This is a genomic window from Streptomyces sp. NRRL S-87 (genome assembly GCF_000719335.1).
Classification (GTDB): domain Bacteria; phylum Actinomycetota; class Actinomycetes; order Streptomycetales; family Streptomycetaceae; genus Streptomyces.
In genome coordinates, this window is sequence record NZ_JOGB01000003.1 from 78,540 (window position 1) to 102,749 (window position 24,210).

Here is a 24,210-nt window from a genome sequence, read left to right on the forward strand (position 1 = left end):
AAGACCATGGACTTCACCTTCACCGAGGAGCAGCAGGCCGCCGCCGAGGCGGCCCGGGCCGTCTTCGCCGACGTGGCCCCCGACGCGGTGCCCAGCCCCGCGCTCACTCCGGGGGCGGTGGCCGACGACTTCGACCGCGTGCTGTGGGCGCAGCTCGCCGCCTCCGACCTGCTGAGCCTGCTGCTCGCCCCCGAGCACGGCGGCGCCGGGCTCGACGCGGTCGCGCTGTGCCTCGTGCTGCGGGAGTCGGCGAAGGTACTGGCCCGGGTGCCGCTGCTGGAGCACTGCGCCACCGCGGTGACCCTCCAGCGGTACGGGGGGCCCGAGCTGACCGCGCTGCTGGCGCGGGCCGGCCGCGGCGAGCTGGTCCTCACCGTCGCGGCCCAGGGCCGCACCGGGCACGATCCGGCCGAACTCGCCGTCACCGCCCGCCGCGACGGTTCCGACTGGCTGCTGGACGGCGTCCAGACCGCCGTCCCCTGGGCCCACACCGCGGACCACGTCGCCGTCCCGGCGCACACCGGCGAGGGCGACGCGGTGATCGCCCTCGTCCCGCGCGGCGCCGCGGGCCTGCACCTCGCGGAGCAGTACTCCACGAACGGCGAACGCCTGGCGGAGCTCCGGCTGGACGGCGTCCGCGTCCCGGCCGCCCACCTGATCGAGGCGCCCGGGGCCTGGGAGGGCCTGCACCTGCTGCTCGCCACCGGCACCTGTGCCCTGGCCCTTGGCCTGGGCACCGGCGTCCTGGCCATGACCAGCGCGTACACCAGCAAGCGGGAGCAGTTCGGGCACCCGGTGGCCACGTTCCAGGCGGTGGCCGTACAGGCCGCCGACCGCTACATCGACCTGCGCGCCATGGAGGTCACCCTCTGGCAGGCCGCCTGGCGGCTCGACACCGCCGGCTCGGGCGGCCCGCTGCCCGCCGCGGGCGACGTCGCGGTCGCCAAGATCTGGGCCTCCGAGGGCGTGCGCCGGGTCGTCCAGACCGCCCAGCACCTGCACGGCGGCTTCGGCGCGGACACCGACTACCCCCTGCACCGCTTCCACGCCTGGGCCAAGCACCTGGAACTCTCGCTGGGCCCGGCCGCCGCCCACGAGGAGGCACTCGGCGACCTGCTGGCCGCCCACCCCCTCACCTGAGCGCGGGGCGCGGCGGTACGGGAGGCCCGTCAGAGCACGTAGGCGTCGGTACCCGTGTCGGTGGCCATGGGACGGCCGGCGGCGTTCCAGGCGAGCATGCCGCCGTCGACGTTCACCGCGTCGATCCCCTGCTGGAGCAGGTACTGGGTCACCTGGGCGGAGCGGCCGCCGACCCGGCACATGACGTACGCCCGACGGCCGTCCTCGACGGCCTCGGTGACCTCGCCGAAGCGGGCCACGAACTCGCTCATCGGGACGTGCAGCGCACCCTCGACGTGGCCGGCCGCCCACTCGTCGTCCTCGCGGACGTCCAGGACCAGCCCGTCGGCCGGCACGCCGGCGACGTCCACCGAAGGAAGCGGACCAAAGTTCATAGCGATTCTTCTCTCACTGCCGTTGAAACGTCTGAAGTTAGCCGACCAGGGCAGCCAGCTCGGCCTCACGCGCGGCGACCTGGGCCAGCAGCTGCTCGGCGACCTCGTCGAGGAGCCGGTCCGGGTCGTCGGGCGCCATGCGGAGCATCGCGCCGATGGCGCTCTCCTCCAGCTCGCCGGCCACCGCGGTGAGCAGCTCCTTGCGCTGGGCCAGCCACTCCAGCCGGGCGTAGAGCTCCTCGCTCTCCGACAGCACCGGCTGCGCGGGCGCCGGGCCGGCCGCCCACTCGGCGGACAGGGTGCGCAGCTCGTCCGCGTCCCCGCGCCCGTAGGCGGCGTTGACCCGGACGATGAACGCGTCCCGGCGCTGCCGCTCCGGCTCGTCCTGGGCCAGGTCGGGGTGCGCCTGCCGGACCAGCTCGCGGTACAGCTTGCGCACCTCCTCGGTGGGCCGCACCCGCTCCGGCGGGCGCACCGGCTGCTCGGTGAGCATCGCCCCGGCGGCGTCCGAGAGCCCGTCCGAGCCGAGCCAGTCGTGGAACAGCTCCTCCACGCCCGGCATGGGCATCACCAGCGCCCGCAGGTCCCGCGCCCGGCGCAGGTCCTCCGGGTCCCCGGTCCTGGCGGCCCTGGCCTCGGCGATCTGCGCGTCGAGCTCGTCGAGCCGCGAGTACATCGGGCCGAGCTTCTGGTGGTGCAGCCGGGAGAAGTTCTCGACCTCCACCCGGAAGGTCTCCACCGCGATCTCGAATTCGATCAGCGCCTGCTCGGCGGCCCGCACGGCGCGCGCCAACCGCGCCTCCGGCCGCTCGCTGTCCTCGGGCGTGGGCTGCCCTGCTTCTTCCTGGCTCACCCGGCCAGCCTACGGCCCGGCGGCGCCGTCACCACCGTCCTGCGGCAACCCTCACACTTCGCCCCCGCCACGTGCTCAGACACCCTCCTCGGCGGCCGTGCGACCCGTGCGGATCGCGGTGACCAGGTCGGCGTGGTCCGCCTCGGTGCGGTCCGCGTAGGCCACGGCGAAGGTGCCGATCGCCTCGTCCAGCTCGTCGTTCTTCCCGCAGTACCCCGCGATGACCCGCGGGTCGGCACTGTGGGCGTGCGCGCGGGCCAGCAGGGCGCCCGTCATGCGGCCGTAGTCGTCCAGCTGGTCCGCGGTGAGCGCGGCCGGGTCCACGCTGCCCTTGCGGTTGCGGAACTGGCGCACCTGGTAGGGCCGGCCCTCCACCGTCGTCCAGCCCAGCAGCATGTCGCTGACCACCTGCATCCGCTTCTGCCCGGCCACCACCCGGTGCCCCTCGTGGTCGACGGGGCCGGTCTCGAAGCCCACCGCCCGCAGGTGCGGTATCAGCACCGAGGGCCTGGCCTCCTTCACCTGGAGCACCAGCGGCTCGCCGCGGTGGTCCAGCAGCAGCACCACGTACGAGCGGGTGCCCACACTGCCGGTGCCCACCACGCGGAACGCCACGTCATGGATCGCGTACCGGGCCAGGAGCGGCAGCCGGTCCGGGCCGAGGGTCTCCAGGTACGGGCCGAGGGACGCCGCCACCGCGGCCGCCTCCGCGTCCCCGACCCGGCGCAGCACCGGCAGCGCGTCGACGAACCGGCGGCCGCCCTCGGGCGCCGGCTCCGTGGCCTTGGCCGCGAACCGGGCGCTGGTGTTGTTGCGGGCCTTCTCGGCGACCCGCTCCAGCGTGCCCAGCAGGTCGCGGGCGTCGGTGTGCGAGACCAGCTCCTCGTCCGCGATCGCGTTCCACGCGTCCAGCGCCGGCAGCTTCGCCAGCAGCCGCATGGTGCGCCGGTAGGCCCCCACCGCGTCCACCGCGGCCGCCCGGCAGGAGTCCTCGCCGGCGCCCGCCACCCGGCCGGCCAGCACCAGGGAGGCCGCCAGCCGCTTCAGGTCCCACTCCCACGGGCCGTACACGGTCTCGTCGAAGTCGTTGAGGTCGATCACCAGGCTGCCGCGGGCGTCCCCGTACAGGCCGAAGTTCGCCGCGTGCGCGTCACCGCAGATCTGCGCGCCCACTCCGGTGACCGGAGCCCCCTCCAGGTCGTGCGCCATCAGCCCGGCGGCGCCGCGCAGGAAGGCGAACGGGGAGGCGGCCATCCGTCCGACCCGTATCGGCGTCAGCTCCGGGACCCGTCCGCGGTTGGACTCCTCCACCGCGCGCACCGCGTCGGGCCGGTCCGCCACCGGCAGCAGCTCCGCGTGTGACGACCGCGGCACCCGCTCGCGCAGCGCCTTGCCCTGCGCCCGCGGCGAGCCCTGCGCGGCCCGCGCGCCGAACCCGGCCACCACCGGAATCCGCTCCGGTCCGCCGGTCGCCCCGCCGGATCCCTCGTACTGCTCGTCCATCACGGTCCCCCGCCTGTCCCACGGGCCCGCCCCCAGGGCGCGCACCAACATCAACCGCGACAGACCGTACCGCCGCCCGACCACCGCGTCTCCCCCCTGTGGACAACTGCTGTCCTGTGGAAAACCCCTGGCCAGAGCCGCGGCGGGCCGAGGGCCACACCAGCGCCCCGCCGCCCCGCCCGGCCGAACAAGTTGTACTCTGCAACTCATGAGCCAGGACCACGGCCCCCGGGTGGCCGACCCGGTCGACTCCCTCGATCCAGTCGACCCGGTCGATCCAGTCGGCGCGGCCGTGCTGGCCGGGCCGACCGCCCCCGACACCGTCGAAGTCATCGAGCGCGAGCTCACCGCCTTCGCCCGGCGCGCCCGGGCCGCCGCCCAGCGCCTCCACCCCGAGCTGCCGCTGGTCTCGTACACCCTGCTCGCGCACATCGAGGAGCAGCAGGGCTGCAGCGCCTCCGACCTGGCCGCCCACTACCTGCTCGACAAGTCGACGGTCAGCCGGCAGCTGGCCTCCCTGCTCAGGCTCGGCCTCGTCGAGCGTCGCGCCTCCCCGGACGACCACCGGGTCCTGGTGCTGCACCCCACCCCGGCCGGCAGCGGCCTGCTGGCCGCCGCGCACCGGCGCCGCCGCGACGCCTACGAGGAACGGCTCGCCGACTGGCCCGCCGAGGACCTGGAACGCTTCGCCGGCTACCTGCTGCGCTACAACAACGCCTGACCGGCCCGGCCGCCCACGGCCCGCGTCCGCCCCGACACCGCACCGCGCAGGCCCGCAACCGTCGTCCCGCGCCGACACCGCACCGCGCGGACCCACAACCGTCGTCCCGCGCCGGCAGGACCGCGCGGACCTACAGCCCGGCGTCCCGCGCCAGCAGCGCCGCCTGCACCCGGTTCTCGCACCCCAGCTTCGCCAGGATCCGGCTCACGTACGTCTTCACGGTCGCCTCGCTCATGTGCAGCCGCCGCCCCGCGTCCGCGTTCGACAGCCCCTCGCCCAGCAGTGCCAGCACCCCGCGCTCGCGCTCGCTCAGCTCCCCCACCCGCCGCCGGGCGTCCTCGCCGCGCGCCGCGACCCGCCCCGCGACGCCGCCGGCGGCGAGCTGGTCCACCACGTGCCGCGTCGCTGCCGGCGAGAGGTACGCGTCCCCGGCCGCCGCCGCCCGCACGGCGCCGATCAGCTCCGCCGGCGCCGAGTCCTTGAGCAGGAACCCGGCCCCGCCCTCGCCCAGCGCCCGCAGCACGTTGTCCTTCTCACCGAAGGTCGTCAGGACCAGCGACCGGGCGGCCGGCACGGCGCGGCGCAGCTCGCCGAGCGCCGTCAGCCCGTCCATGACCGGCATCTGGATGTCGAGCAGCACCACGTCCGGCACGTGGGCCCGGGCCAGCTCCACGGCCTCGCGGCCGTTCGCCGCCTCCGCCACCACCTCGATGCCCGGGTCGGAGGTGAGGATCATCCTGATCCCGGCCCGGATCAGCGGCTCGTCGTCGGCGATGAGCACGCGCACCCCGCGACCGCCCTGGCTCCCCTGACTCACGTCCACCTACCGCTTGACCTCGTAGGACTGCTTCTCGATCAGCTTGCCGTCCTTGAAGCAGAACCGGAACACCGGCTCCGCGTCGGTCAGGCCGCCCGCGTCCTCCGACGACATGAGGACCAGGCAGGACGCCCCGGCGGGCCGCGGCGGCCCGCCCTTGCCGAGGCCGGACGTCAGCACCGTGTCGCCGCTGGGCAGCCTCGCGCGTACGTCCGACTCGGCCTCGCCCACGCGCACGGAGTCGTACGTCTCCCGGTCGGCCATCCCCTTGGAGACCGACCCCATCAGGAACATCATCGAGACGACCGCCGCGACGACCAGCAGCACCAGCGCCGCCACCACGATCCCGCAGCCCAGCGCCACCGTGCGGAAGCGGCCGCGGCGCCCCAGCTCGCGGTCCACGGCGGCCCAGTCCATGGGCGCGCGGGTGGCGAGCATCCCCGAGGCCTGCTGCCCGAAGTCGTCGGCGGCCCCCGCCACCACCCCGGGGCGCACCACCCAGGGGTCCCGCACCCCGACCGCGTCCGCCGCGTACGCCCCCGCCTGCTCCGTCCCGTACGGCAGCACGCCCGCGACCCGGAAGCCCCCGTCCTCCGTGGCCCCGGCGTGCACCATGCCGCCGACCAGCCGGGCCCGCTCGCGCAGGCCCGTCAGGCCCTGCCCGCCGCTGACCACCTCGCCGCGCGTCGGCCCGGCCGCCGGACCGTTGGCGATCTCGACGACCAGGGAGTCGTCCTCGTACCGCAGCTCGACCGTGATGGCGGCGCCCGGCGCGTGCTTGTACGCGTTCGTCAGCGCCTCCTGCACGATCCGGTACGCCGCGTGGTCGCAGGCCGACGCCAGCGGCCGGGCCGCCCCCGAGGAGGTCAGGGCCACGTCCGTACCGGCGGCCCGGGCCGCCTCGACCACGCCCGCGATCCCGGCCACCCCGCGCGCGGCCGCCTGCACCTCGTCCTGCGGCGGCGCCTCGACGCCGTCGCGCAGGATCCCGACCACCTCGCGCAGTTCGTGCATGGCGGCCACGGAGGCCCCGCGCAGCACGCCGACCGCCTCGCGCTGACGATCCGTCAGCGCGGGGTCGACCTCCAGCGCGCCCGTGTGGACGGAGATCAGGGCGAGCTGGTGGCCGAGGCTGTCGTGCATGTCCTGGGCGATCCGCTGCCGTTCGCGCAGCCGCGCCTGGCCGGCGACCATCTCGCGCTCGCGCAGCAGCTGCACGTTGCGCTCCTGGAGGGCGTGCAACAGGGTCCGGCGCTGGGTCCAGTACCGGCTGGTCAGACCGGGGATCACCACGGTCGCGAGGTAGAGCAGCGTGGAGAACAACACCAGCAGCAACGGCCGCTGCTCCGACCACCCGTCGACGATCGCGATCGCGACGCCGAGCACGTACGCCAGCGTGAACGCGGCCAGCGCCCGCCCCGCCCCGACGATCCGGCGGCCCGCGGACCAGCCCGCCACGATGGTCACCGGCCCCATGCCGACCACGAAGGCGCCGAGGGCCGCCGAGACCACCAGCACGGCGGCGGGCAGCCGTCGCCGCAGCAACGAGAGCAATGCCACACCCGCGGCCACCACGAGCTGCCGCTGCCACGAGGAGCCGGTCAGGTCCTCCAGGCCGGCGGCCAGCAGCACCAGTACGCCCGCCAGCACGCACTCGCCCGCGGTCCGGCGCCGCGACCAGGGCTCGGGCCCCTTCAGCCAGGTCCGGGCGTCCCGGAGCTTCGACTTCACATCCACGTCCCGACCCTAGGAGTGCGCACCGGCCCGCGGCCGCTCTCTTTCGTCTCGCCTTCTCCGACGAAAGTCGCCCCGGACACCCGCACTTGTGCGCCGTGCACGCAGCGCACACGAAGAAACCCCCCGGACCGGAGTCCGGGGGGTTTCCCACTGTGGGCGAGGGGGGATTTGAACCCCCACGTCCCGAAGGACACTGGCACCTGAAGCCAGCGCGTCTGCCGTTCCGCCACTCGCCCGAGTAGCTACCTGAGGTCTTTCCCTTTCGGGCCGTTCCCCTGGCGACACCGGAACATTAGCACGTCGGACGGGGTGGAATCACATCGCTTTCCCCGGACCCCGGATCGGGCACCGACGGGCCCTTCCCGGAGCTCCGTCCCCACGGTCCGTCCCCACCGTCCGTCCCGGGTGCGGGACACTGTCCCCAGCCCCCCTCTACGATCCCTTGTGAGGACTGACACTCATCTGCGGGGCGGCCAAGGGGAACCAGCCGTTTTCCCTACGCGTGGATACGATCAGTAAGCAGTACAGGGCGACAGCGACGGAGGAGGTGCCCGATGGGAGTTCTGAAGCGGTTCGAGCAGCGACTCGAAGGTCTGGTGAACGGCACCTTCGCCAAGGTCTTCAAGTCCGAGGTCCAGCCGGTCGAGATCGCCGGTGCGCTGCAGCGCGAGTGCGACAACAACGCCACCATCTGGAACCGCGAGCGGACCGTCGTCCCCAACGACTTCATCGTCGAGCTCAGCGCGGGCGACTACGAGCGCCTGAGCCCGTACTCCGGCCAGCTCGGCGACGAGCTCGCGGGCCTCGTCCGCGACTACGCCAAGCAGCAGCGCTACAGCTTCATGGGCCCCATCAAGGTCCACCTGGAGAAGGCCGACGACCTGGACACCGGCCTGTACCGGGTCCGCAGCCGCACCCTCGCGTCGAGCACCTCCCAGGCCGACCAGGGCCGTGGCGGCCACGGGGACCCGCGCGGCGGCGCCCCCGCCGGCCCCGCCCATGGCGGGCCCCAGGGCGGCTACGGCTACCCGCCGGCCGGCGCCCCTCCCATGCCGGCGTCGCCGCCCCCGGGCGCGACGCCACGGCGGCCCGGGCCCGGCGGCGGTCCGGCGCCCGCGACCGGCGGCGGCCAGGTCCGCCGCTGGATCGAGATCAACGGCACCCGCCACCAGATCTCCCGCCCGACGCTGGTGCTGGGCCGCAGCACCGAAGCCGACGTGCGGATCGACGACCCCGGCGTCTCGCGCCGGCACTGCGAGATCCGGACCGGAACGCCCTCGACGATCCAGGATCTCGGGTCCACCAACGGCATCGTGGTGGACGGGCAGCACACCACCCGCGCTACGCTCCGCGACGGCTCGCGGATCGTCGTGGGCAGCACCACCATCATTTACCGGCAAGCCGAAGGGTGAAGCGGGGGCAATGTCAGAGCTGACCCTGACGGTCATGCGGTTGGGTTTCCTGGCCGTTCTGTGGCTGTTCGTGATTGTGGCCGTCCAGGTCATCAGGAGCGACCTGTTCGGTACGCGCGTCACGCAGCGCGGTGCGCGCCGCGGCGGCGGCGCCGAGGCGCGCGCCCAGGCGCAGGCCGCTGCCGGCGCCGGCGGCCGGCCGCAGCCCCCGCAGCAGCGCCAGCGCCGCGGCGGGCCCACCAAGCTGGTCGTCTCCGAGGGCACCCTGACCGGCACCACGGTCGCGCTGCAGGGCCAGACCATCACCCTGGGCCGCGCCCACGACTCGACGATCGTGCTGGACGACGACTACGCGTCGAGCCGGCACGCGCGGATCTACCCCGACCGAGACGGCAACTGGATCGTCGAGGACCTGGGGTCCACCAACGGCACGTACCTCGACCGGGCCCGGCTCACCGTCGCGACACCCATCCCGCTGGGTGCCCCGATCCGCATCGGCAAGACCGTCATCGAGCTGCGGAAGTAGTACGACAATGAGCGAGCGGAGCGAGCGAGCCGCGGCGGTCCCCGAAGCGGACCCGAGCGCGCTCCCGACCGGAGGGTGGGCAGAGTGGCTCGAGACCGGTTGTACCCGGAGCCGACGGGCGAGGTGCGCATGAGTCTTTCTCTGCGGTTCGCCGCCGGATCGCACAAGGGCATGATCCGCGAGGGCAACGAGGACTCCGGTTACGCCGGCCCGCGCCTGCTCGCCATCGCCGACGGCATGGGCGGCCAGGCCGCCGGTGAGGTCGCCAGCTCCGAGGTGATCTCCACCCTCGTCCAGCTCGACGACGACATCCCCGGCTCGGACATCCTGACCCAGCTCGGTGTGGCCGTGCAGCGCGCCAACGACCAGCTGCGCGTCATGGTCGAGGAGGACCCGCAGCTGGAGGGCATGGGCACCACGCTCACCGCGCTCCTGTGGACGGGCCAGCGGCTCGGCCTGGTGCACGTCGGCGACAGCCGCGCGTACCTGCTGCGTGACGGCGTGCTGACGCAGATCACGCAGGATCACACCTGGGTGCAGCGGCTCGTCGACGAGGGCCGCATCACCGAGGAGGAGGCCACCACCCACCCGCAGCGCTCCCTGCTGATGCGCGCGCTGGGCAGCGGCGACCACGTCGAGCCCGACCTCTCCATCCGCGAGGTGCGCGCCGGCGACCGGTACCTGGTGTGCTCCGACGGCCTGTCCGGCGTGGTCTCCCACCAGACCCTGGAGGAGACCCTCGCGGGCTACCACGGCCCGCAGGAGACCGTCGGGGAACTGATCCAGCTCGCCCTGCGCGGTGGCGGCCCCGACAACATCACCTGCATCGTCGCGGACGTCCTGGACAACGACAGCGGCGACACCCTGGCCGCCCAGTTCAACGACAGCCCGGTCGTGGTCGGCGCGGTGGCCGAGAAGCCGCACCACCTCTTCGACGGCGGCGCCATGCAGACCCCGGCCGGCCGCGCCGCCGGCCTCGGCCGCCAGGCGCCCCCGCCGGCCCCGGGCCACTTCGGCCCGCCCGGGTCGGGCGAGGCGCCCGCCTACGGCGCGCCGCCGGAGCAGTACGGCTCCTTCGGCGAGTACGGCGACGCCGACGGCTACGAGGACGAGTTCAAGCCCCGCCGGGGCGGCCGGAAGTGGCTCAAGAGGTCCTTCTTCCTGCTGCTGGCGCTCGGTGTGGTCGGCGGCGGCCTCTACGGCGGCTGGCGCTGGACCCAGACCCAGTACTACGTGGGCGTCAAGGACGACCACGTGGCGCTGTACCGGGGCATCAGCCAGGACCTGGCCTGGATCAAGCTCTCGAAGGTCGACAAGGACCACCCCGAGATCGAACTCAAGTACCTGCCGGACTTCAAGCGCAAGCAGGTCGAGGCCACGATCAACGAGGGCGACCGCGCCAAGGCCGTCGCGAAGATCGAGGATCTGGCCGTGCAGGCCTCCGCGTGCCGCAAGGCCCAGGAGCGCGAGAAGGCCGAGAAGACGACCAAGCCGCCGGCCGCCACCACCGGCAGCGGCACGCAGACCCAGAAGACGCCCGCGCCGACCCCCGGTCCCACCTTCACCGAGGAAGAGCAGAAGCTGGTCAACCAGTGCGGCAAGCAGTAGAGCCAAGCGGGCGCAGGGGGCCTGCCACACCATGAGCGTTGTCACCAACACGACCACCATCGGGGCCATCGAGCTGCCGAGCCGGCGCAACACCGAGCTCGTGCTCCTCGGCCTCGCCGTGGCCATCCCGATCTTCGCCTACGCCAACGCGGGGCTGGCCATCCACGGCAAGCTGCCGCCCGGCATGATCGCGTACGGCCTGGGCCTCGGCCTCCTGGCGGGCATCGCGCACGTCGTCGTGCGCCGCTACGCGAAGTACGCCGACCCGCTGCTCCTGCCGCTGGCCACGCTGCTCAACGGCCTTGGCCTGGTGCTGATCTGGCGCCTGGACCAGTCCGAGCGGCTGCAGAACCTCGCCAAGCGGTCCTGGGGCGGGTTCTCCCCCGCCGCGCCCAACCAGCTCTTCTACACGGCGGTCGGCATCACGCTGTTCGTCGTCGTGCTGCTGGTCATGAAGGACCACCGCACGCTGCAGCGGTTCACGTACATCTCCATGGCCGTGGCGCTGGTCCTGCTGATCCTGCCGGTCGTCCCGGGTCTGGGCGCCGACGTCTTCGGCGCCAAGATCTGGATCTCGGTGGGCGGCTTCTCCATCCAGCCCGGTGAGTTCGCGAAGATCGTCATCGCGGTGTTCTTCGCCGGCTACCTGATGGTGAAGCGGGACGCGCTCGCGCTGGCCAGCCGCCGCTTCATGGGCCTGTACCTGCCGCGCGGCCGCGACCTGGGCCCGATCCTGATGATCTGGGCGATGAGCCTGCTCATCCTGATCTTCGAGACCGACCTCGGTACCTCGCTGCTGTTCTTCGGCATGTTCGTGGTCATGCTCTACGTGGCCACCGAGCGGACCAGCTGGATCGTCATCGGCCTGCTGATGTCGGCCGGCGGTGCGGTGGCCGTGGCGAACTTCTCCTCCCACGTCGGGGCGCGCGTCAACGCCTTCCTCGACCCCTTCTCCTGCTTCAAGACCTCCGGCGCCTGCGAGCAGGTCGGCAACGCCCTGATGTCCTTCGGCTCGGGCGGCGTGCTGGGCACGGGCTGGGGCCAGGGCCACTCGGACCTGATCCTGTTCGCCGCGAACTCCGACTTCATCTTCACCACCGTCGGCGAGGAGCTCGGGCTCGCCGGGGTGATGGCGTTCCTGATGCTGTACGCGCTGATCGTCGAGCGGGGCGCGCGCACCGCCCTGGCCTCGCGCGACCCCTTCGGCAAGCTCTTCGCGATCGGCCTGACGGGCGCCTTCGCGATCCAGATCTTCGTCGTCGCCGGCGGCGTCATGGGCCTGATCCCGCTGACCGGTATGACCATGCCGTTCCTGGCCTCCGGTGGCTCCTCGGTCATCGCGAACTGGGCCCTGATCGGCATCCTGATCCGCATCAGCGACACCGCCCGCCGCCCGGCCCCGATGCCGGCCTCCTCGACCGACTCCGAGCTGACCCAGGTGGTGCGGCCCTCGTGAACAAGCCCCTCCGCCGCATCGCGATCTTCTGCGGGCTGCTGATCCTCACCCTGCTGCTGCGCGCCAACTGGCTGCAGTACGTCCAGGCCGAGGAGCTCGCGACCCGCAAGGAGAACCGCCGGGTCCAGATCGCCCAGTACGCCTCCGAGCGCGGCAACATCATCGTCGGCGACAAGGCGATCACCGGCTCGGCCGTCACCGACGGCAGCGACTACAAGTACAAGCGCACCTACATCGACGGTCCGATGTGGGCGCCCGTCACCGGCTTCGCCTCCCAGGCCTTCGGCTCCACGCAGCTGGAGTCGCTGGAGGACGGCATCCTCACCGGCAACGACGACCGGCTGTTCTTCGACCGGACGATCGGGATGTTCACGGGTGAGAAGAAGGCCGGCGGCAACGTCCGCACGACCCTGAACCGGGCCGCGCAGGTGGCCGCGTACAAGGGCCTCGGCAAGAAGACGGGCGCGGTCGCGGCCATCGACCCGCGCACCGGCGCGATCCTCGCCCTGGTCAGCACCCCCTCCTACGACCCCTCCTCCTTCGCGGGCAACTCGAAGAAGGACGAGAAGGCGTGGGTGGAGCTGAAGGACGGCAAGGAGAAGGCGCTGGTCAACCGCGCCCTGCGCGAGACCTACCCGCCCGGTTCGACGTTCAAGGTGGTCACCTCGGCGGCGGCGCTGGAGCACGGCGTCATCACCGACGTCGAGGCCCCGACGGACACCCCCGAGCCGTTCTACCTGCCGACCACGCGCACGCCGATGGTCAACCACGCCCACGGGTGCGAGAAGGCCAGCCTGAAGCACGCGCTGGAGATCTCCTGCAACTCCGTGTTCGCGAACGTGGCCGACAAGGTGGGCCGCGACAAGATGCTGGAGACCGCGGAGAAGTTCGGCTTCAACAACGGCAAGATCGACACCCCGGTCCGCGCCTACGCGAGCGTCTACGACAAGGAGATGGACCGGCCGAGCAACTCGCTCTCCGCGATCGGCCAGTACAACACCGCCGCCACCCCGCTGCAGATGGCGATGGTCGCGGCCGCCGTGGCGAACGACGGCAAGCTGATGAAGCCGTACATGGTCGACGAGCTGACCGCGCCGAACCTGGACGTCCTGGAGAAGACCGAGCCGGAGGAGATGAGCCGGCCGCTGTCCCCGGAGAACGCCCAGAAGCTCCAGGACATGATGGTGTCCGTCGTCGAGAACGGCACCGGCAAGGTCGCCAAGATCGACGGTGTGTCGGTCGGCGGCAAGACGGGTACCGCGCAGCACGGCGAGCGCAACTCGAAGCGGCCGTACGCCTGGTTCATCTCGTACGCCAAGACGGACAAGGGCTCCCCGGTCGCCGTCGCCGTGGTCGTCGAGGACGCCGGTGCCTCGGTCGACCGCGAGGACATCACGGGTGGCGGCCTGGCCGGTCCGATCGCCAAGGACGTCATGGAGGCGGTACTCAAGAGCCAGGGGTGACGAAAGTCACCTCCTGGGCAGGCCTGGTGAGGACGGTACCGGTCGGGTATCAGGATGCCTCAGGGCGATCCAGACCCGGCCCGGGCCGGTAGCCTTTGCCCGAACAGCACACCGCCGGACCACACACGGGTGCGGTCGGGACTGACGGAGAGGGCTGGTAGTAGCTATGGAAGAGCCGCGTCGCCTCGGCGGCCGGTACGAGCTGGGCTCGGTGCTCGGCCGTGGTGGCATGGCCGAGGTGTATCTCGCCCATGACACCCGGCTCGGCCGCACCGTGGCCGTGAAGACGCTGCGCGCCGACCTGGCCCGCGACCCGTCCTTCCAGGCCCGGTTCCGCCGGGAGGCACAGTCCGCCGCCTCGCTCAACCACCCGGCCATCGTCGCGGTCTACGACACCGGCGAGGACTACGTCGACAACATCTCCATCCCGTACATCGTGATGGAGTACGTCGACGGCTCCACCCTCCGCGAACTGCTGCACTCCGGCCGCAAGCTGCTGCCCGAGCGCACCCTGGAGATGACCGTCGGCATCCTCCAGGCGCTGGAGTACTCGCACCGCGCGGGCATCGTGCACCGCGACATCAAGCCGGCGAACGTCATGCTGACGCGCACCGGCCAGGTCAAGGTCATGGACTTCGGCATCGCGCGCGCGATGGGCGACTCCGGCATGACCATGACGCAGACCGCGGCCGTGATCGGCACCGCCCAGTACCTCTCCCCGGAGCAGGCCAAGGGCGAGACCGTCGACGCCCGGTCCGACCTGTACTCCACCGGCTGCCTGCTGTACGAGCTGCTGACGGTCAGGCCCCCGTTCGTCGGCGACTCCCCGGTGGCCGTCGCGTACCAGCACGTGCGCGAGGAGCCCCAGCCGCCGAGCAACTTCGATCCCGAGATCACGCCCGAGATGGATGCCATCGTCCTGCGGGCCCTGGTCAAGGACCCCGACTACCGCTACCAGTCGGCCGACGAGATGCGGGCCGACATCGAGGCGTGCCTGGAGGGCCAGCCGGTGGCGGCCACCGCCGCCCTGGGCGCGGTCGGCTACGGCGGCTACGACAGCAACGGCTACGGCTACCCGGACCAGCCCACCGCGGCCCTGCGGTCGACCGACCAGGGCCACACCGCGATGATGCCCCCGATGCCCCCGGGCGACGGCGGTTACGACCCGCACGGGTACGACGACCGCGGCCCGGCCCGGCGCCGCCCGCAGAAGAAGTCGAACCTCTCGACCATCCTGCTGGTCGTCGCGGCGGTCCTGGTGCTGGTCGGCGCGATCCTGATCGGCCGCACGCTGGTCAACGGCACGTCGAACGACACCGTCAGCGCGCCGAGCCTGGTGGGCAAGACCCTCCAGGAGGCGATCACGAGTGCGGACAACTCCGGGCTGAAGGTCGTCAAGGACAAGGAAGAGCCCTGCAAGGACCAGGCCAAGAACCTGGTCTGCAGCCAGGACCCGGCCAAGGACACCGAGCTGAAGAGGGGCGACACCATCAGGGTCGTCATCTCCACCGGTGCGCCGAAGGTCCTCGTCCCGGACGTCACGGGCATCTCCTTCGAGGCGGCCGAGAAGCAGCTCACCGACAAGGGCTTCCAGGTCGAGCGGGACAACGAGGTCAACGACGAGCGCAAGCCCGGCACGGTCCTCTCCCAGGACCCGAAGGGCGACTCCTCCGTCGAGGCCGGCTCGAAGATCACGCTGACCGTGGCCAAGGAGGCCGACAAGGTCACCGTGCCCAACCTGGTCGGCAGGACCCCGGACGAGGCCAAGCAGCTGCTCCAGGAGGCAGGTCTGCAGCTGGGCTCGACCGAGGAGGTCGACTCGACCAACACGCCGGGCACGATCGTCACCCAGAGCCTGAACCCGGGCGACTCGGTGGCCCCCGACTCCACGGTCAACGTGACGGTCGCCAAGGCCGGCCAGGAGGTCCGGGTGCCGCGACTGGCCGGGAAGACGGTGGGCGAGGCGCGCCAGCTGCTCGCCGCCCGCCAGCTCGTGCTGGGCCAGATCACCGGTCCGACGGACGACGCCGCGGTGATCGTCCTCAGCCAGCCGGACGCAGGCGAGAAGCTCGCCCCGGGCAGCGCCGTCAACGTGGTCACCACGGCCGGCGGCCAGAACCAGGGCGGCCAGCAGGGCGGCAACAACAACGGCGGCACGATCTCGGGCATCTTCGGCTGACCCGGCCCGCCCCGGAACACGGACGCTCCCCGTCGGACCACCGGTCCGGCGGGGAGCGTCGTGCGTGGCGGTGCGTGCGTGGCGGTGCGTGCGTGGGGTCCGGCGGCGGGGGCGTCAGCGCAGTTCGGCCGGGGGCGTGCGCCGCGCGTCCACCCGCTCGGTCCGCACCAGCTGGCCCCACACGATGTAGCGGTACTTCGACGTGTACATCGGCGTGCAGGTGGTCAGCGTGATGTACCGGCCGGGCGCGGTACGGCCCGACGCGCGCGGTACGGGGGCCAGGACGCCGGTGTCGTACCGCGAGGTCTGCGCCAGCTCCGCGAAGACCCGGTAGACGTACCAGGTGTCCCGGGTCTCGAAGACGATCGGGTCGCCGTCCCGCAACTTGTGGATGTTGTGGAACTTCGCACCGTGCCCGTCGCGGTGCGCGGCGAGCGAGAAGTTGCCCGTACGGTCCCAGGGGAGCGCGGACCTGACCGGGTCGGTGTAGTAGCCGGCCACGCCGTCGTCGAGCACGTCCGCGGAGGTGCCGCGCTTGACCAGCACCTCGCCGCCGTCCATCGCGGGCACGTGCAGGAAGCCGATGCCGTCCCTGGTGTCGAGGGCGCCGGGCGCGCCCGCGGGCGGGGCGCTGCGCCAGGCCCGGCGGACCTCGTCGCCGCGCTCGGCGGCGGAGCGGTCGGCGAGGACGTTGGTCCACCACAGCGAGTAGACGACGAACAGGGCGAGGACCAGGCCCGTGGTGATCAGCAGCTCGCCGAGCAGGCTCAGGGCCCCGGCCAGCAGGCTCCTGCGCGGCCCGGAGCGGCGTGCGCCGCGGCCTCGTGACAAGGTCACTCCTCTACCCCAGTGCCGGCGGGACGCCCTTGCTGCGCGGCCGCTCGTCGACCATCCTGCCCCAGACGATCATCCGGTACGTGCTGGTGAACTCGGGGGTGCAGGTCGTCAGCGTGATGTACCTGCCCGGCCCGGTGAACCCGGACCCCTCCGGCACGGGCTTGAGGACCGCGACGTTGGCCGGCGAGGTCTGCGGCAGGGCGCCGGTGGTCTCGTACGTGTAGTAGGCGTCGCGGGTCTCGACCACGATCGGGTCGCCCGGCACCAGGCGGTTGATGTACCGGAACGGTTCGCCGTGGGTGTTGCGGTGGCCCGCCACCGCGAAGTTGCCCTGCGGGTCCGAGGGCATCGCGGTCTTCAGCGCGCCCTCGGAGTAGTGCCCGACCATGCCCCGGTCCAGGACAGTCTGCTTGCCGATTCCCTGGGCGATGGGCACCACCACGTCCAGCTTCGGGATGTACATGATCGCGAAGCCCTGGCCGGGCTCGAACGCGGTGGGTGCGGGGGCGGCCCCCGGGCCCGCGTTCCAGTCGCGCTTGAGGTGGCGGGTGGCGCCGTCGGTGATCCGGTCGGCGCGCACGTTGGTGTACCAGAGCTGGTAGGTGACGAAGAGCAGCATCAGCACGCCGAGGGTGATGAACAGCTCCCCGACCGCACGGCTCGCGATCACCAGGGGACCGCCGCGGCGCCTGCGCCGCGCCCGCCTGGCGGCCTCCTGTGCGGCCCTGCGCCGCGCGGCCCGGCCCCCGGTGGGCGCGGGCGGCGCGACGGCCGTCACGCGACGGCCTTGCCCACCACCGGGGCCAGTCCCGCGGACCGCTCGACGGCGCCGGCGTCACCGCAGTCGGTGAGCCAGTTGGCGAGCATCCGGTGGCCCCACTCGGTGAGCACGGACTCGGGGTGGAACTGCACGCCCTCCACGAGGTGTTCGCGGTGGCGCAGGCCCATGATGATCCCGTCCTCGGTGCGGGCGGTGACCTCCAGGACGTCCGGCAGGGCGGCGGGCTCGGCGGCCAGCGAGTGGTAGCGGGTGGCCGTGAAGGGCGACGGCAGGCCGCGGAAGACGCCCAGGCCCTCGTGCACGACCGGGGAGGTCTTGCCGTGCAGCAGCTCGGGGGCGCGGTCGACGACGCCGCCGTACGCGACGGCCATGGACTGCATGCCGAGGCAGACACCGAAGACGGGGACCCCGGTGGCGGCGCAGTGGCGGACCATGTCGACGCAGACGCCGGCCTCCTCGGGGGTGCCCGGGCCGGGGGAGAGCAGCACGCCGTCGAAGCCGTCCTGCGCGTGGGCGAGCTCGACCTCGTCGTTGCGCAGCACCTCGCACTCCGCGCCGAGCTGGTACAGGTACTGGACCAGGTTGAATACGAAGCTGTCGTAGTTGTCCACGACCAGAATGCGCGCGCTCACCGGGTTCCCGATCCTTCGTCGACGGTCACATCGTTGAACGGAAGGAGCGGCTCGGCCCACGGGAAGACGTACTGGAACAGCACGAGGACCACGGCGAGCACGAGGACGAGGCAGATCAGCGCACGAACCCACGCGTTGCCCGGCAGATGGCGCCAGATCCAGCCGTACATGCCGTCCCTTCCGTTCCGTGTACCGCACCAGACTACGGGCTGGGGTGGCCCGCGGACCGGGTCTCGGTCAGTTCCGCCCAGACGATGAGACGGTGGCTGTGGCCCCACTCCGGGTCGCAGGTGGTGAGGGTCAGGTAGCGGCCGGGCGCGGTGAATCCGGACCGGCGGGGGACCGGGTCGAGGACGGCGGTGTCGGTCGGCACGGTGCGCAGCGGCCGCTTCCGGACCGTGTACGTGTACCAGGTCGCCCCGTCGTGGATCAGCACCCGGTCGCCGGGGCGCAGCAGGGGGAAGTCCTTGAAGGGGTCGCCGTACGTGCGCCGGTGGCCGGCGACGGCGAAGTTGCCGGCCCCGCCCAGCGGGGCGCTGCGGGCGTAGTGGCCCAGTCCCCTCTTGAGGACCCCGGTCCCGGTGCCTTCGAGGACGGGCTTGTGCCAGTCGGCACCGAGGCGCGGGATCCACATCTCGGCGAAGGCCCGGCCCGGCTCGTACGCGGTCCCGCCGGCCCGGGTCCCGGGGGGAGGCGCGGGGGCTCCGGCGGCGCCGGACGGGCCGCCGGCGGGGCCCGCGGAGGCCTGCCAGCGGCCCCGCAGCCGCTCGATCTCGCCGTCCATGGCCCGGTCGGCCTCCACCCCGGTCCAGAGGACGACGTAGGCGACGAAGAGCAGGATCAGGGTGCCGGCCGTCAGGCACAGCTCGCTGAGGGTGCGGACGGTCAGCCGCAGGACGTCGCCGCTACTCCGCCTGCTCCACGGGCTTCGCATAGTGGAGGTCCACTGTGCCCGAATACCCCGGCAGAGTCAGGAGCTTGTGGTCCTCGACTTTCCAGCCGAGCCCGTAGGCGTTGACGTACAGCTGGTAGTTCTGGATCGCCGGGGAGGCGGTCAGGGCGCGGCGCAGGGCGCCGATGTCGCCCACCGCGGTGACCTTGTAGGGGGGCGAGTAGACCCGGCCCTGGAGGATCAGGGTGTTGCCGACGCAGCGCACGGCGCTGGTGGAGATCAGCCGCTGGTCCATGACGCGGATGCCGCGGGCGCCGCCCTGCCACAGGGCGTTCACGACGGCCTGGAGGTCCTGCTGGTGGATGACCAGGTCGTTGGGCTGGGGCTCGGGGACGTTGGGGATGCGGGCGGTGGCGCCGGGCGGGGCGTCGTTGAGCGTGACGGTGACGGCCTGGCCGGTCAGCGGCTCGGTGCCGGCGGCCTTCTGGAGGGCCTGGAGCTTGATGTCCTCGGCGGTGGTGCTGCCGTCGTCGCGCTCGGCGAGGGCGTCGACCTGCTTGCGGACGGCGCCGGTGCTCTCCTCGAGGTCGGCGTTGTCCTGGCTGCGCTCGTGGATGAGGTCGGACAGCTTGAGCAGGGAGGTGTCGGTGCGGATGTTCGTACCCTTGGAGGTGTTGAAGCTGGTCACGAAGATCAGCCCGGCCAGGGCGAACACGGCCGCGGTGAGCAGCCGGACCGGCCTGCGGCCCACGGAATCGCTCAACGTACCCTTCTCCTTCAGCGCCCCCCTTTGCCACTACGCTAACGGACGCCCGGGGGAGGCTCGTCCCCAGCGCATCGACAGGAGAGACCCTCGTGCCGAAGTCACGTATCCGCAAGAAGGCCGATTTCACGCCGCCGCCGGTGAAGCAGGCACAGACCATCAAGCTGGGCAGCCGCGGCTGGGTGGCACCGGTCATGCTGGCCATGTTCCTGATCGGTCTGGCGTGGATCGTCACCTTCTACGTGACCGACACCCGGCTGCCGATCGAGGTGCTGGGCAACTGGAACATCGTGGTCGGATTCGGCTTCATCGCGGCGGGCTTCGGCGTATCCACCCAGTGGAAGTAAGTCAAGCTCTCCGCAAAGTTATCCACAGCGCTATCCACACCTGAGGAAAAGACAGAAGATCTGTGGATAACCTGGACCCAGGTTGACGCCGGTGTGATTGATCCGGCCGCCGACCTGGGTCTTCTTGCTTTCTCCACACGTTTCCACATGGTGCACAAGATCCGACACGGACTGTGGACAAGTCCCGCTCAGGTGAGCGCAGCGGTCCTCAGGAGCACGGCCACGACCACTGTCGCGAGCACCAGTCCACAGGTCCCCCACTGCACAAGCGAGCGGTGCTCACGGGGCGCGTGCACCATCCCGACGGCGATGAGGACACCGGCGACGAGGCCGCCGACGTGCGCTTGCCAGGAGATCCCGGACCAGCCGAAGGTGATCACCAGGTTGATCACCAGCAGGGCGATGACCGGCCGCATGTCGTAGCGCATCCGGCGCATGAGGACGGCGGTCGCGCCGAACAGCCCGTAGATGGCACCTGAGGCGCCGAGGGTCTGCACGTTCGGCTCGGCGAGCAGGTACACCAGCGCACTGCCGGCCAGGCCCGAGACCAGGTAGAGGGCGAGGTAGCGGGCCCTCCCCAGGGCGGCCTCCAACGACGGGCCGAGGAACCACAGGCTCAGCATGTTGAACCCGATGTGCCAGATCTCCTCGTGCAGGAACATCGAGGTCAGCAGCCGGTACCACTCGCCCGTCGCGACGCCCTCGACGACCCCGCCCTGCAGGGGGTCGGCCGACCACGCCTGGCCGAGCATGCTGAAGCGGTTGACGAGGTCGTTGTGGGCGGGGGGCCCGCCGATGGCGCGCACCGCGATGAACACCGCGACGTTGATCCCGATCAGGATCTTGGTCACCAGCGCCGGGTCGCCGGCCGCGACGGGCCCGCCCCCGACCGTGCGCGGCTGGTTGGCGGCCGGGGCGTGGCCGGTGCCCGAACCGGTGCGGACGCACTCGGGGCACTGGAAGCCCACGGACGCGTCGACCATGCAGTCCGGGCAGATCGGGCGCTCGCAGCGGGTGCAGCGGATGCCCGTCTGACGGTCGGGGTGGCGGTAGCAGCCCGGCAGGCGCTGGGTGTCCATCGGTCCTCGGTCCCCCTCGCGGATCCTTCGTTCTCTCGGCAGGCCCGTCAGGCCTTCTTGACGTCCCGCTTCTCGATCACCACGGACTGGATGACGACGTCCTCCAGCGGGCGCTCGGTGCGCGGGTTGGTCGCGGTGCCGGCGATGGCGTCGACGACCTTGCGGCTCGGCTCGTCCACGACCTCGCCGAAGATCGTGTGCTTGCGCGTCAGCCATGCCGTCGGCGCGACCGTGATGAAGAACTGCGAGCCGTTGGTGCCCGGGCCGGCGTTGGCCATGGCCAGCAGGTACGGCTTGGCGAAGTGCAGGTCGGGGTGGAACTCGTCGGCGAAGGTGTAGCCCGGACCGCCGGTGCCGTTCCCGAGCGGGTCGCCGCCCTGGATCATGAAACCGCTGATCACCCGGTGGAAGACGGTGCCGTCGTACAGCGGGGCGCTGGTCCGCTCGCCGGTCTCGGGGTGGGTCCACTCCCGCTTGCCCTCGGCGAGCTCCGTGAAGTTCCGGACCGTCTTCGGCGCGTGGAACGGGAACAGCTCGATCTCGATGTCGCCGTGGGTGGTCTTGAGGGTGGCGTAGAGCTTCTCGGCCACGAAATCCGCCTTCCAGCATGTCCAGCATGGGTCCGCACTGACGTCGTCGATCCTCGCACGGTCGGGCCAAGGGGTGGATAAAGCCCGGGTTCGGCCACCCGGATGCCTGTCGCCGCATGCCCACAGGCGGTTTGACAGGCATGATCCGATAAAGGGTGGAAAGGTGAACTGTGTCTGCCACCGTCCGCCACCGATGAGGAGGATCACGTGACCCGCATGGACAGCGTGCGCGCCGCCGGGAGTTCGGCCAGGGAGAGCGCGCGGCACGCCGCGGAAGTGGTGGCGCCGTACGCACAGAACGCCCGGGACGCGGCCGTGCAGTACGCCCACGAGGCGAACGAGCGGCTCGCGCCGAAGGCCTCGTACGCGGCCGCCGAAGCGAGCCGGTACGCCCGCAGTGCCTACGACACCCACCTGCACCCCCAGCTCACGAAGGCCCGCACCCACGTCCCGCCGAGGGTGGACACGGCCGCGACCAAGGCCTACGCGCAGGCCCGCACCGCCGCCCGCCAGGCCGCGGACTACACCGGCCCGCGCATCGACGCCGCGGTCGCCGCGGGCAAGCCGCTCGCCGCGGAGGCCGCGTCCCGGTCGGCGGCGGCCGTGGCGGCCCTGAAGGGGCAGGTCACCGCCAAGGAGATCGAGCGGCTGGTCCGCCGGCACGAGCGGCGGGCCAAGTGCGGCAAGGCGCTCAAGGCCGCCGCGGTGGTCGGGCTGGTCCTCGGCGGCGCCTTCGCGCTGTGGAGGTGGTGGGACCAGCAGTCGAACCCGGACTGGCTGGTCGAGCCGCCCGCGGCCACCGAGGTGGCCGACAGCGGCCCCGCCAACGGCGGCCCTGCCGACAGCGGCCCCGCCGAGGTCGTCTAGCCGGCCCGGCCGTCCACCGGCCGTCCCCGCCGGGACCGCACCGACGACACCCGGGGCCCGGATCCGATGGAGGATCCGGGCCCCGGTCCGTGGGTCGGTGGTCCGTGGGTCGGTGGGTGGGGTCGGGTCGGGTCGGGAGCGTCAGTTCACGAAGGTCAGTTCGGGGAGGGTCAGTTCGGGAGGGTCAGGACCATCCCGGGGTGGATCATCTCGGGGTTGGTGCCGATCACCCCGCGGTTCATGGCGTACAGCTCGCGCCAGTGGGCCTCGTTGCCGAGCTGGGACCGGGCGATCCCGGCGAGGGAGTCACCGGCCCGGACGATGTACGTCCGCCTCGTCGGGGCCGGTGCGGCCGCGGGCGCGGCGGTGCCGGTGGCGCCGGTCGCTGCGGGCGGGGTGGGCGCCACGGGCGGGGCGGTGGGCCGCGGCGGAGCGGCGGGCATGGGCGGGGCCTCGGCGGTCAGGTGCTCGGCCGCCTCCTTCGGCGCCCGGCCGGACATGTCGGCGTACCGCGTCGGAGCGGGACCGGAGGCCGGTGGTCGGTCGGCGGCCGGCATCTGCTGCTGGAGCTGTTCACGGGCCTTCCCGGACGGTTCGGCCGGGTGCTTCTTGTCGTGTTTGAGGAAGTCGAAGATTCCCATCGAGCTACGCCTCCGGGGCATGGGTGGAACCCCCCTGCCTCCACTGTGCTCCCGACGGCCCCGGCACGCGACCCCGTGCACACGGACGGCCCAGGTGCGCCACCGCGGTGCCGCCGCCCCGCCGACATGACCGGCCGAGCACGCGAAAAACCCCGCCCGACGCGCGTTTCCGCAGGTCGGACGGGGTTTTGCTGTGGAGCCTAGGGGAGTCGAACCCCTGACATCTGCCATGCAAAGACAGCGCTCTACCAACTGAGCTAAGGCCCCGCGAAAACGGATCGGACCGATCGAGATCACGCCTCGGCCACGTCCGCAGACCAGAGTACCGGGTCTCCCCCTGTATCCCGCAAAATGATGGGGACTCCCCCCGGGCGACCACGCTCCGTAAGATGCTCGCGAGGTTCGCACCAGCGAAGGGGAGTAGTAGTGGACGCAGTACAGCAAGAGGCCACGGCCAGAGCCAGAGAGCTTCAGCGGAGTTGGTACGGAGAGCCCCTCGGCGCGCTCTTCCGCCGACTCATAGATGACCTCGGCCTGAACCAGGCCCGCCTTGCTGCCGTGCTCGGCCTGTCGGCGCCCATGCTGTCCCAGCTCATGAGCGGACAGCGCGCGAAGATCGGCAACCCGGCCGTGGTCCAGCGCGTCCAGGCCCTCCAGGAGCTGGCCGGGCTGGTCGCCGACGGCAGCGTGAGCGCCGTGGAGGCCACGGACCGCATGGACGAGATCCGCAAGACCCAGGGGGGTTCCGTCCTGAGCAACACCGCGCAGACGACCACGAGTTCCGGCGCGCCGACCGTGCGCCGCGTGGTCCGCGAGATCCAGTCGCTGCTGCGCTCGGTCGCCGCGGCGGGCGACATCATCGATGCGGCGGACTCCCTCGCACCGACCCACCCGGAACTGGCAGAGTTCCTCCGGGTCTACGGCGCCGGCCGCACCGCCGACGCGGTCGCCCATTACGAGGCGCACCAGGGCTGACACCAGAGGGGGGAGCG

At 72.1% G+C, this 24,210-nt stretch carries 24 protein-coding genes, 2 tRNA genes and 1 pseudogene; 11 read left to right on the forward strand and 16 right to left on the reverse strand.

What is annotated here, in order from left to right; translation table 11 throughout:
* The first annotated feature begins 6 nt into the window (after window positions 1–6).
* Complete coding sequence (locus tag IF43_RS0102530; protein ID WP_030193247.1) at window positions 7–1,140, forward strand: acyl-CoA dehydrogenase family protein; 1,134 nt, start codon at window positions 7–9, stop codon at window positions 1,138–1,140.
* 29 nt (window positions 1,141–1,169) lie between these two features.
* Here IF43_RS0102530 and IF43_RS0102535 read toward each other — a convergent pair whose 3' ends face one another.
* The 3 genes from IF43_RS0102535 to IF43_RS0102545 form a co-directional block, all read right to left on the reverse strand.
* Window positions 1,170–1,514 (reverse strand): rhodanese-like domain-containing protein, encoded by a 345-nt coding sequence (locus IF43_RS0102535; protein ID WP_030193248.1) that lies wholly within the window; start codon window positions 1,512–1,514, stop codon window positions 1,170–1,172.
* Window positions 1,515–1,551: 37 nt separating this feature from the next.
* On the reverse strand, window positions 1,552–2,367 hold the full coding sequence (locus IF43_RS0102540; RefSeq protein WP_030193250.1) for a J domain-containing protein: 816 nt from the start codon (window positions 2,365–2,367) through the stop codon (window positions 1,552–1,554).
* Window positions 2,368–2,442: 75 nt separating this feature from the next.
* Window positions 2,443–3,870 carry a DUF2252 domain-containing protein gene (locus tag IF43_RS0102545; RefSeq protein ID WP_199922664.1) on the reverse strand — a complete coding sequence of 476 codons (1,428 nt, stop codon included), beginning with the start codon at window positions 3,868–3,870 and terminating at the stop codon, window positions 2,443–2,445.
* Between the two features lie 208 nt (window positions 3,871–4,078).
* Here IF43_RS0102545 and IF43_RS0102550 point away from each other — a divergent pair, with 208 nt between their 5' ends.
* The gene (locus IF43_RS0102550; RefSeq protein ID WP_078909860.1) at window positions 4,079–4,591 is read left to right on the forward strand and encodes a MarR family winged helix-turn-helix transcriptional regulator; all 513 of its coding nucleotides are present in this window, start codon (window positions 4,079–4,081) and stop codon (window positions 4,589–4,591) included.
* 130 nt (window positions 4,592–4,721) lie between these two features.
* On the opposite strand, the gene IF43_RS0102555 is transcribed toward IF43_RS0102550, so the two are convergent.
* The 3 genes from IF43_RS0102555 to IF43_RS0102565 all read right to left on the reverse strand — a co-directional run bounded on the left by IF43_RS0102555 (window position 4,722) and on the right by IF43_RS0102565 (window position 7,381).
* The gene (locus IF43_RS0102555; RefSeq protein WP_267884722.1) at window positions 4,722–5,408 is read right to left on the reverse strand and encodes a response regulator transcription factor; all 687 of its coding nucleotides are present in this window, start codon (window positions 5,406–5,408) and stop codon (window positions 4,722–4,724) included.
* A gap of 6 nt (window positions 5,409–5,414) precedes the next feature.
* On the reverse strand, window positions 5,415–7,145 hold the full coding sequence (locus IF43_RS0102560; RefSeq protein ID WP_030193256.1) for a histidine kinase: 1,731 nt from the start codon (window positions 7,143–7,145) through the stop codon (window positions 5,415–5,417).
* A gap of 153 nt (window positions 7,146–7,298) precedes the next feature.
* A tRNA-Leu gene (locus IF43_RS0102565) sits at window positions 7,299–7,381 on the reverse strand.
* Between the two features lie 318 nt (window positions 7,382–7,699).
* On the opposite strand from IF43_RS0102565, the gene IF43_RS0102570 reads away from it, so the two are divergent.
* The 6 genes from IF43_RS0102570 (at window position 7,700) to pknB (ending at window position 15,789) form a co-directional block, all read left to right on the forward strand.
* Window positions 7,700–8,557 (forward strand): DUF3662 and FHA domain-containing protein, encoded by an 858-nt coding sequence (locus tag IF43_RS0102570; RefSeq protein ID WP_030193258.1) that lies wholly within the window; start codon window positions 7,700–7,702, stop codon window positions 8,555–8,557.
* Window positions 8,558–8,567: 10 nt separating this feature from the next.
* Entirely contained in the window at window positions 8,568–9,083 is a 516-nt protein-coding gene (locus tag IF43_RS0102575) for an FHA domain-containing protein (protein ID WP_030193259.1), read from the forward strand.
* 129 nt (window positions 9,084–9,212) lie between these two features.
* Window positions 9,213–10,691, forward strand: coding sequence for a PP2C family serine/threonine-protein phosphatase (locus IF43_RS0102580; RefSeq protein WP_030193260.1), 1,479 nt, complete (start codon window positions 9,213–9,215; stop codon window positions 10,689–10,691).
* Between the two features lie 31 nt (window positions 10,692–10,722).
* Window positions 10,723–12,147, forward strand: a complete 1,425-nt coding sequence (locus IF43_RS0102585; RefSeq protein ID WP_030193264.1) for an FtsW/RodA/SpoVE family cell cycle protein — start codon at window positions 10,723–10,725, stop codon at window positions 12,145–12,147.
* Complete coding sequence (locus tag IF43_RS0102590; protein WP_030193267.1) at window positions 12,144–13,610, forward strand: penicillin-binding transpeptidase domain-containing protein; 1,467 nt, start codon at window positions 12,144–12,146, stop codon at window positions 13,608–13,610. The genes IF43_RS0102585 and IF43_RS0102590 overlap by 4 nt, the downstream gene beginning before the upstream one ends.
* Window positions 13,611–13,776: 166 nt before the next feature.
* Complete coding sequence (pknB, locus tag IF43_RS0102595; protein ID WP_030193269.1) at window positions 13,777–15,789, forward strand: Stk1 family PASTA domain-containing Ser/Thr kinase; 2,013 nt, start codon at window positions 13,777–13,779, stop codon at window positions 15,787–15,789.
* 114 nt (window positions 15,790–15,903) lie between these two features.
* On the opposite strand, the gene IF43_RS0102600 is transcribed toward pknB, so the two are convergent.
* The 6 genes and pseudogenes from IF43_RS0102600 to IF43_RS0102625 form a co-directional block, all read right to left on the reverse strand.
* Window positions 15,904–16,620, reverse strand: coding sequence for a class E sortase (locus IF43_RS0102600; protein WP_051794575.1), 717 nt, complete (start codon window positions 16,618–16,620; stop codon window positions 15,904–15,906).
* A 10-nt stretch (window positions 16,621–16,630) separates the two neighbouring features.
* A pseudogene (locus IF43_RS0102605) lies at window positions 16,631–17,341 on the reverse strand (class E sortase); the annotation flags it as partial.
* A 59-nt stretch (window positions 17,342–17,400) separates the two neighbouring features.
* Window positions 17,401–18,039, reverse strand: coding sequence for an aminodeoxychorismate/anthranilate synthase component II (locus tag IF43_RS0102610; RefSeq protein ID WP_030193275.1), 639 nt, complete (start codon window positions 18,037–18,039; stop codon window positions 17,401–17,403).
* On the reverse strand, window positions 18,036–18,209 hold the full coding sequence (locus tag IF43_RS40340; RefSeq protein WP_030193277.1) for a hypothetical protein: 174 nt from the start codon (window positions 18,207–18,209) through the stop codon (window positions 18,036–18,038). Before IF43_RS40340 ends, IF43_RS0102610 begins: the two co-directional genes overlap by 4 nt.
* Window positions 18,210–18,241: 32 nt before the next feature.
* Entirely contained in the window at window positions 18,242–18,973 is a 732-nt protein-coding gene (locus IF43_RS0102620) for a class E sortase (RefSeq protein WP_051794577.1), read from the reverse strand.
* On the reverse strand, window positions 18,945–19,694 hold the full coding sequence (locus IF43_RS0102625; protein ID WP_030193279.1) for a DUF881 domain-containing protein: 750 nt from the start codon (window positions 19,692–19,694) through the stop codon (window positions 18,945–18,947). Before IF43_RS0102625 ends, IF43_RS0102620 begins: the two co-directional genes overlap by 29 nt.
* A gap of 92 nt (window positions 19,695–19,786) precedes the next feature.
* Between IF43_RS0102625 and crgA the strand changes: the two genes are divergently transcribed.
* Window positions 19,787–20,041: a cell division protein CrgA gene (gene crgA / locus IF43_RS0102630; protein WP_030193281.1), complete on the forward strand. Its 255-nt coding sequence runs from the start codon at window positions 19,787–19,789 to the stop codon at window positions 20,039–20,041.
* Between the two features lie 188 nt (window positions 20,042–20,229).
* Here the strand turns inward: crgA and IF43_RS0102635 are convergent, their stop codons facing one another.
* Both IF43_RS0102635 and IF43_RS0102640 read right to left on the reverse strand, forming a co-directional pair.
* Window positions 20,230–21,120 carry a rhomboid family intramembrane serine protease gene (locus IF43_RS0102635; protein ID WP_030193283.1) on the reverse strand — a complete coding sequence of 297 codons (891 nt, stop codon included), beginning with the start codon at window positions 21,118–21,120 and terminating at the stop codon, window positions 20,230–20,232.
* A gap of 47 nt (window positions 21,121–21,167) precedes the next feature.
* A complete protein-coding gene (locus IF43_RS0102640) occupies window positions 21,168–21,710 on the reverse strand; it encodes a peptidylprolyl isomerase (protein WP_030193285.1) in 543 nt (180 codons plus the stop codon).
* A 207-nt stretch (window positions 21,711–21,917) separates the two neighbouring features.
* On the opposite strand from IF43_RS0102640, the gene IF43_RS0102645 reads away from it, so the two are divergent.
* Window positions 21,918–22,577 carry a DUF5324 family protein gene (locus tag IF43_RS0102645; protein ID WP_158939135.1) on the forward strand — a complete coding sequence of 220 codons (660 nt, stop codon included), beginning with the start codon at window positions 21,918–21,920 and terminating at the stop codon, window positions 22,575–22,577.
* Between the two features lie 170 nt (window positions 22,578–22,747).
* Here IF43_RS0102645 and IF43_RS35985 read toward each other — a convergent pair whose 3' ends face one another.
* Together IF43_RS35985 and IF43_RS0102655 are read right to left on the reverse strand one after the other, a co-directional pair.
* Window positions 22,748–23,218 (reverse strand): LysM peptidoglycan-binding domain-containing protein, encoded by a 471-nt coding sequence (locus IF43_RS35985; protein ID WP_037887229.1) that lies wholly within the window; start codon window positions 23,216–23,218, stop codon window positions 22,748–22,750.
* A gap of 194 nt (window positions 23,219–23,412) precedes the next feature.
* Window positions 23,413–23,485: transfer RNA gene (locus IF43_RS0102655), tRNA-Ala, on the reverse strand.
* A 159-nt stretch (window positions 23,486–23,644) separates the two neighbouring features.
* Here IF43_RS0102655 and IF43_RS0102660 point away from each other — a divergent pair.
* Window positions 23,645–24,193: a transcriptional regulator gene (locus IF43_RS0102660; protein ID WP_030193289.1), complete on the forward strand. Its 549-nt coding sequence runs from the start codon at window positions 23,645–23,647 to the stop codon at window positions 24,191–24,193.
* Window positions 24,194–24,210 lie beyond the last annotated feature (17 nt).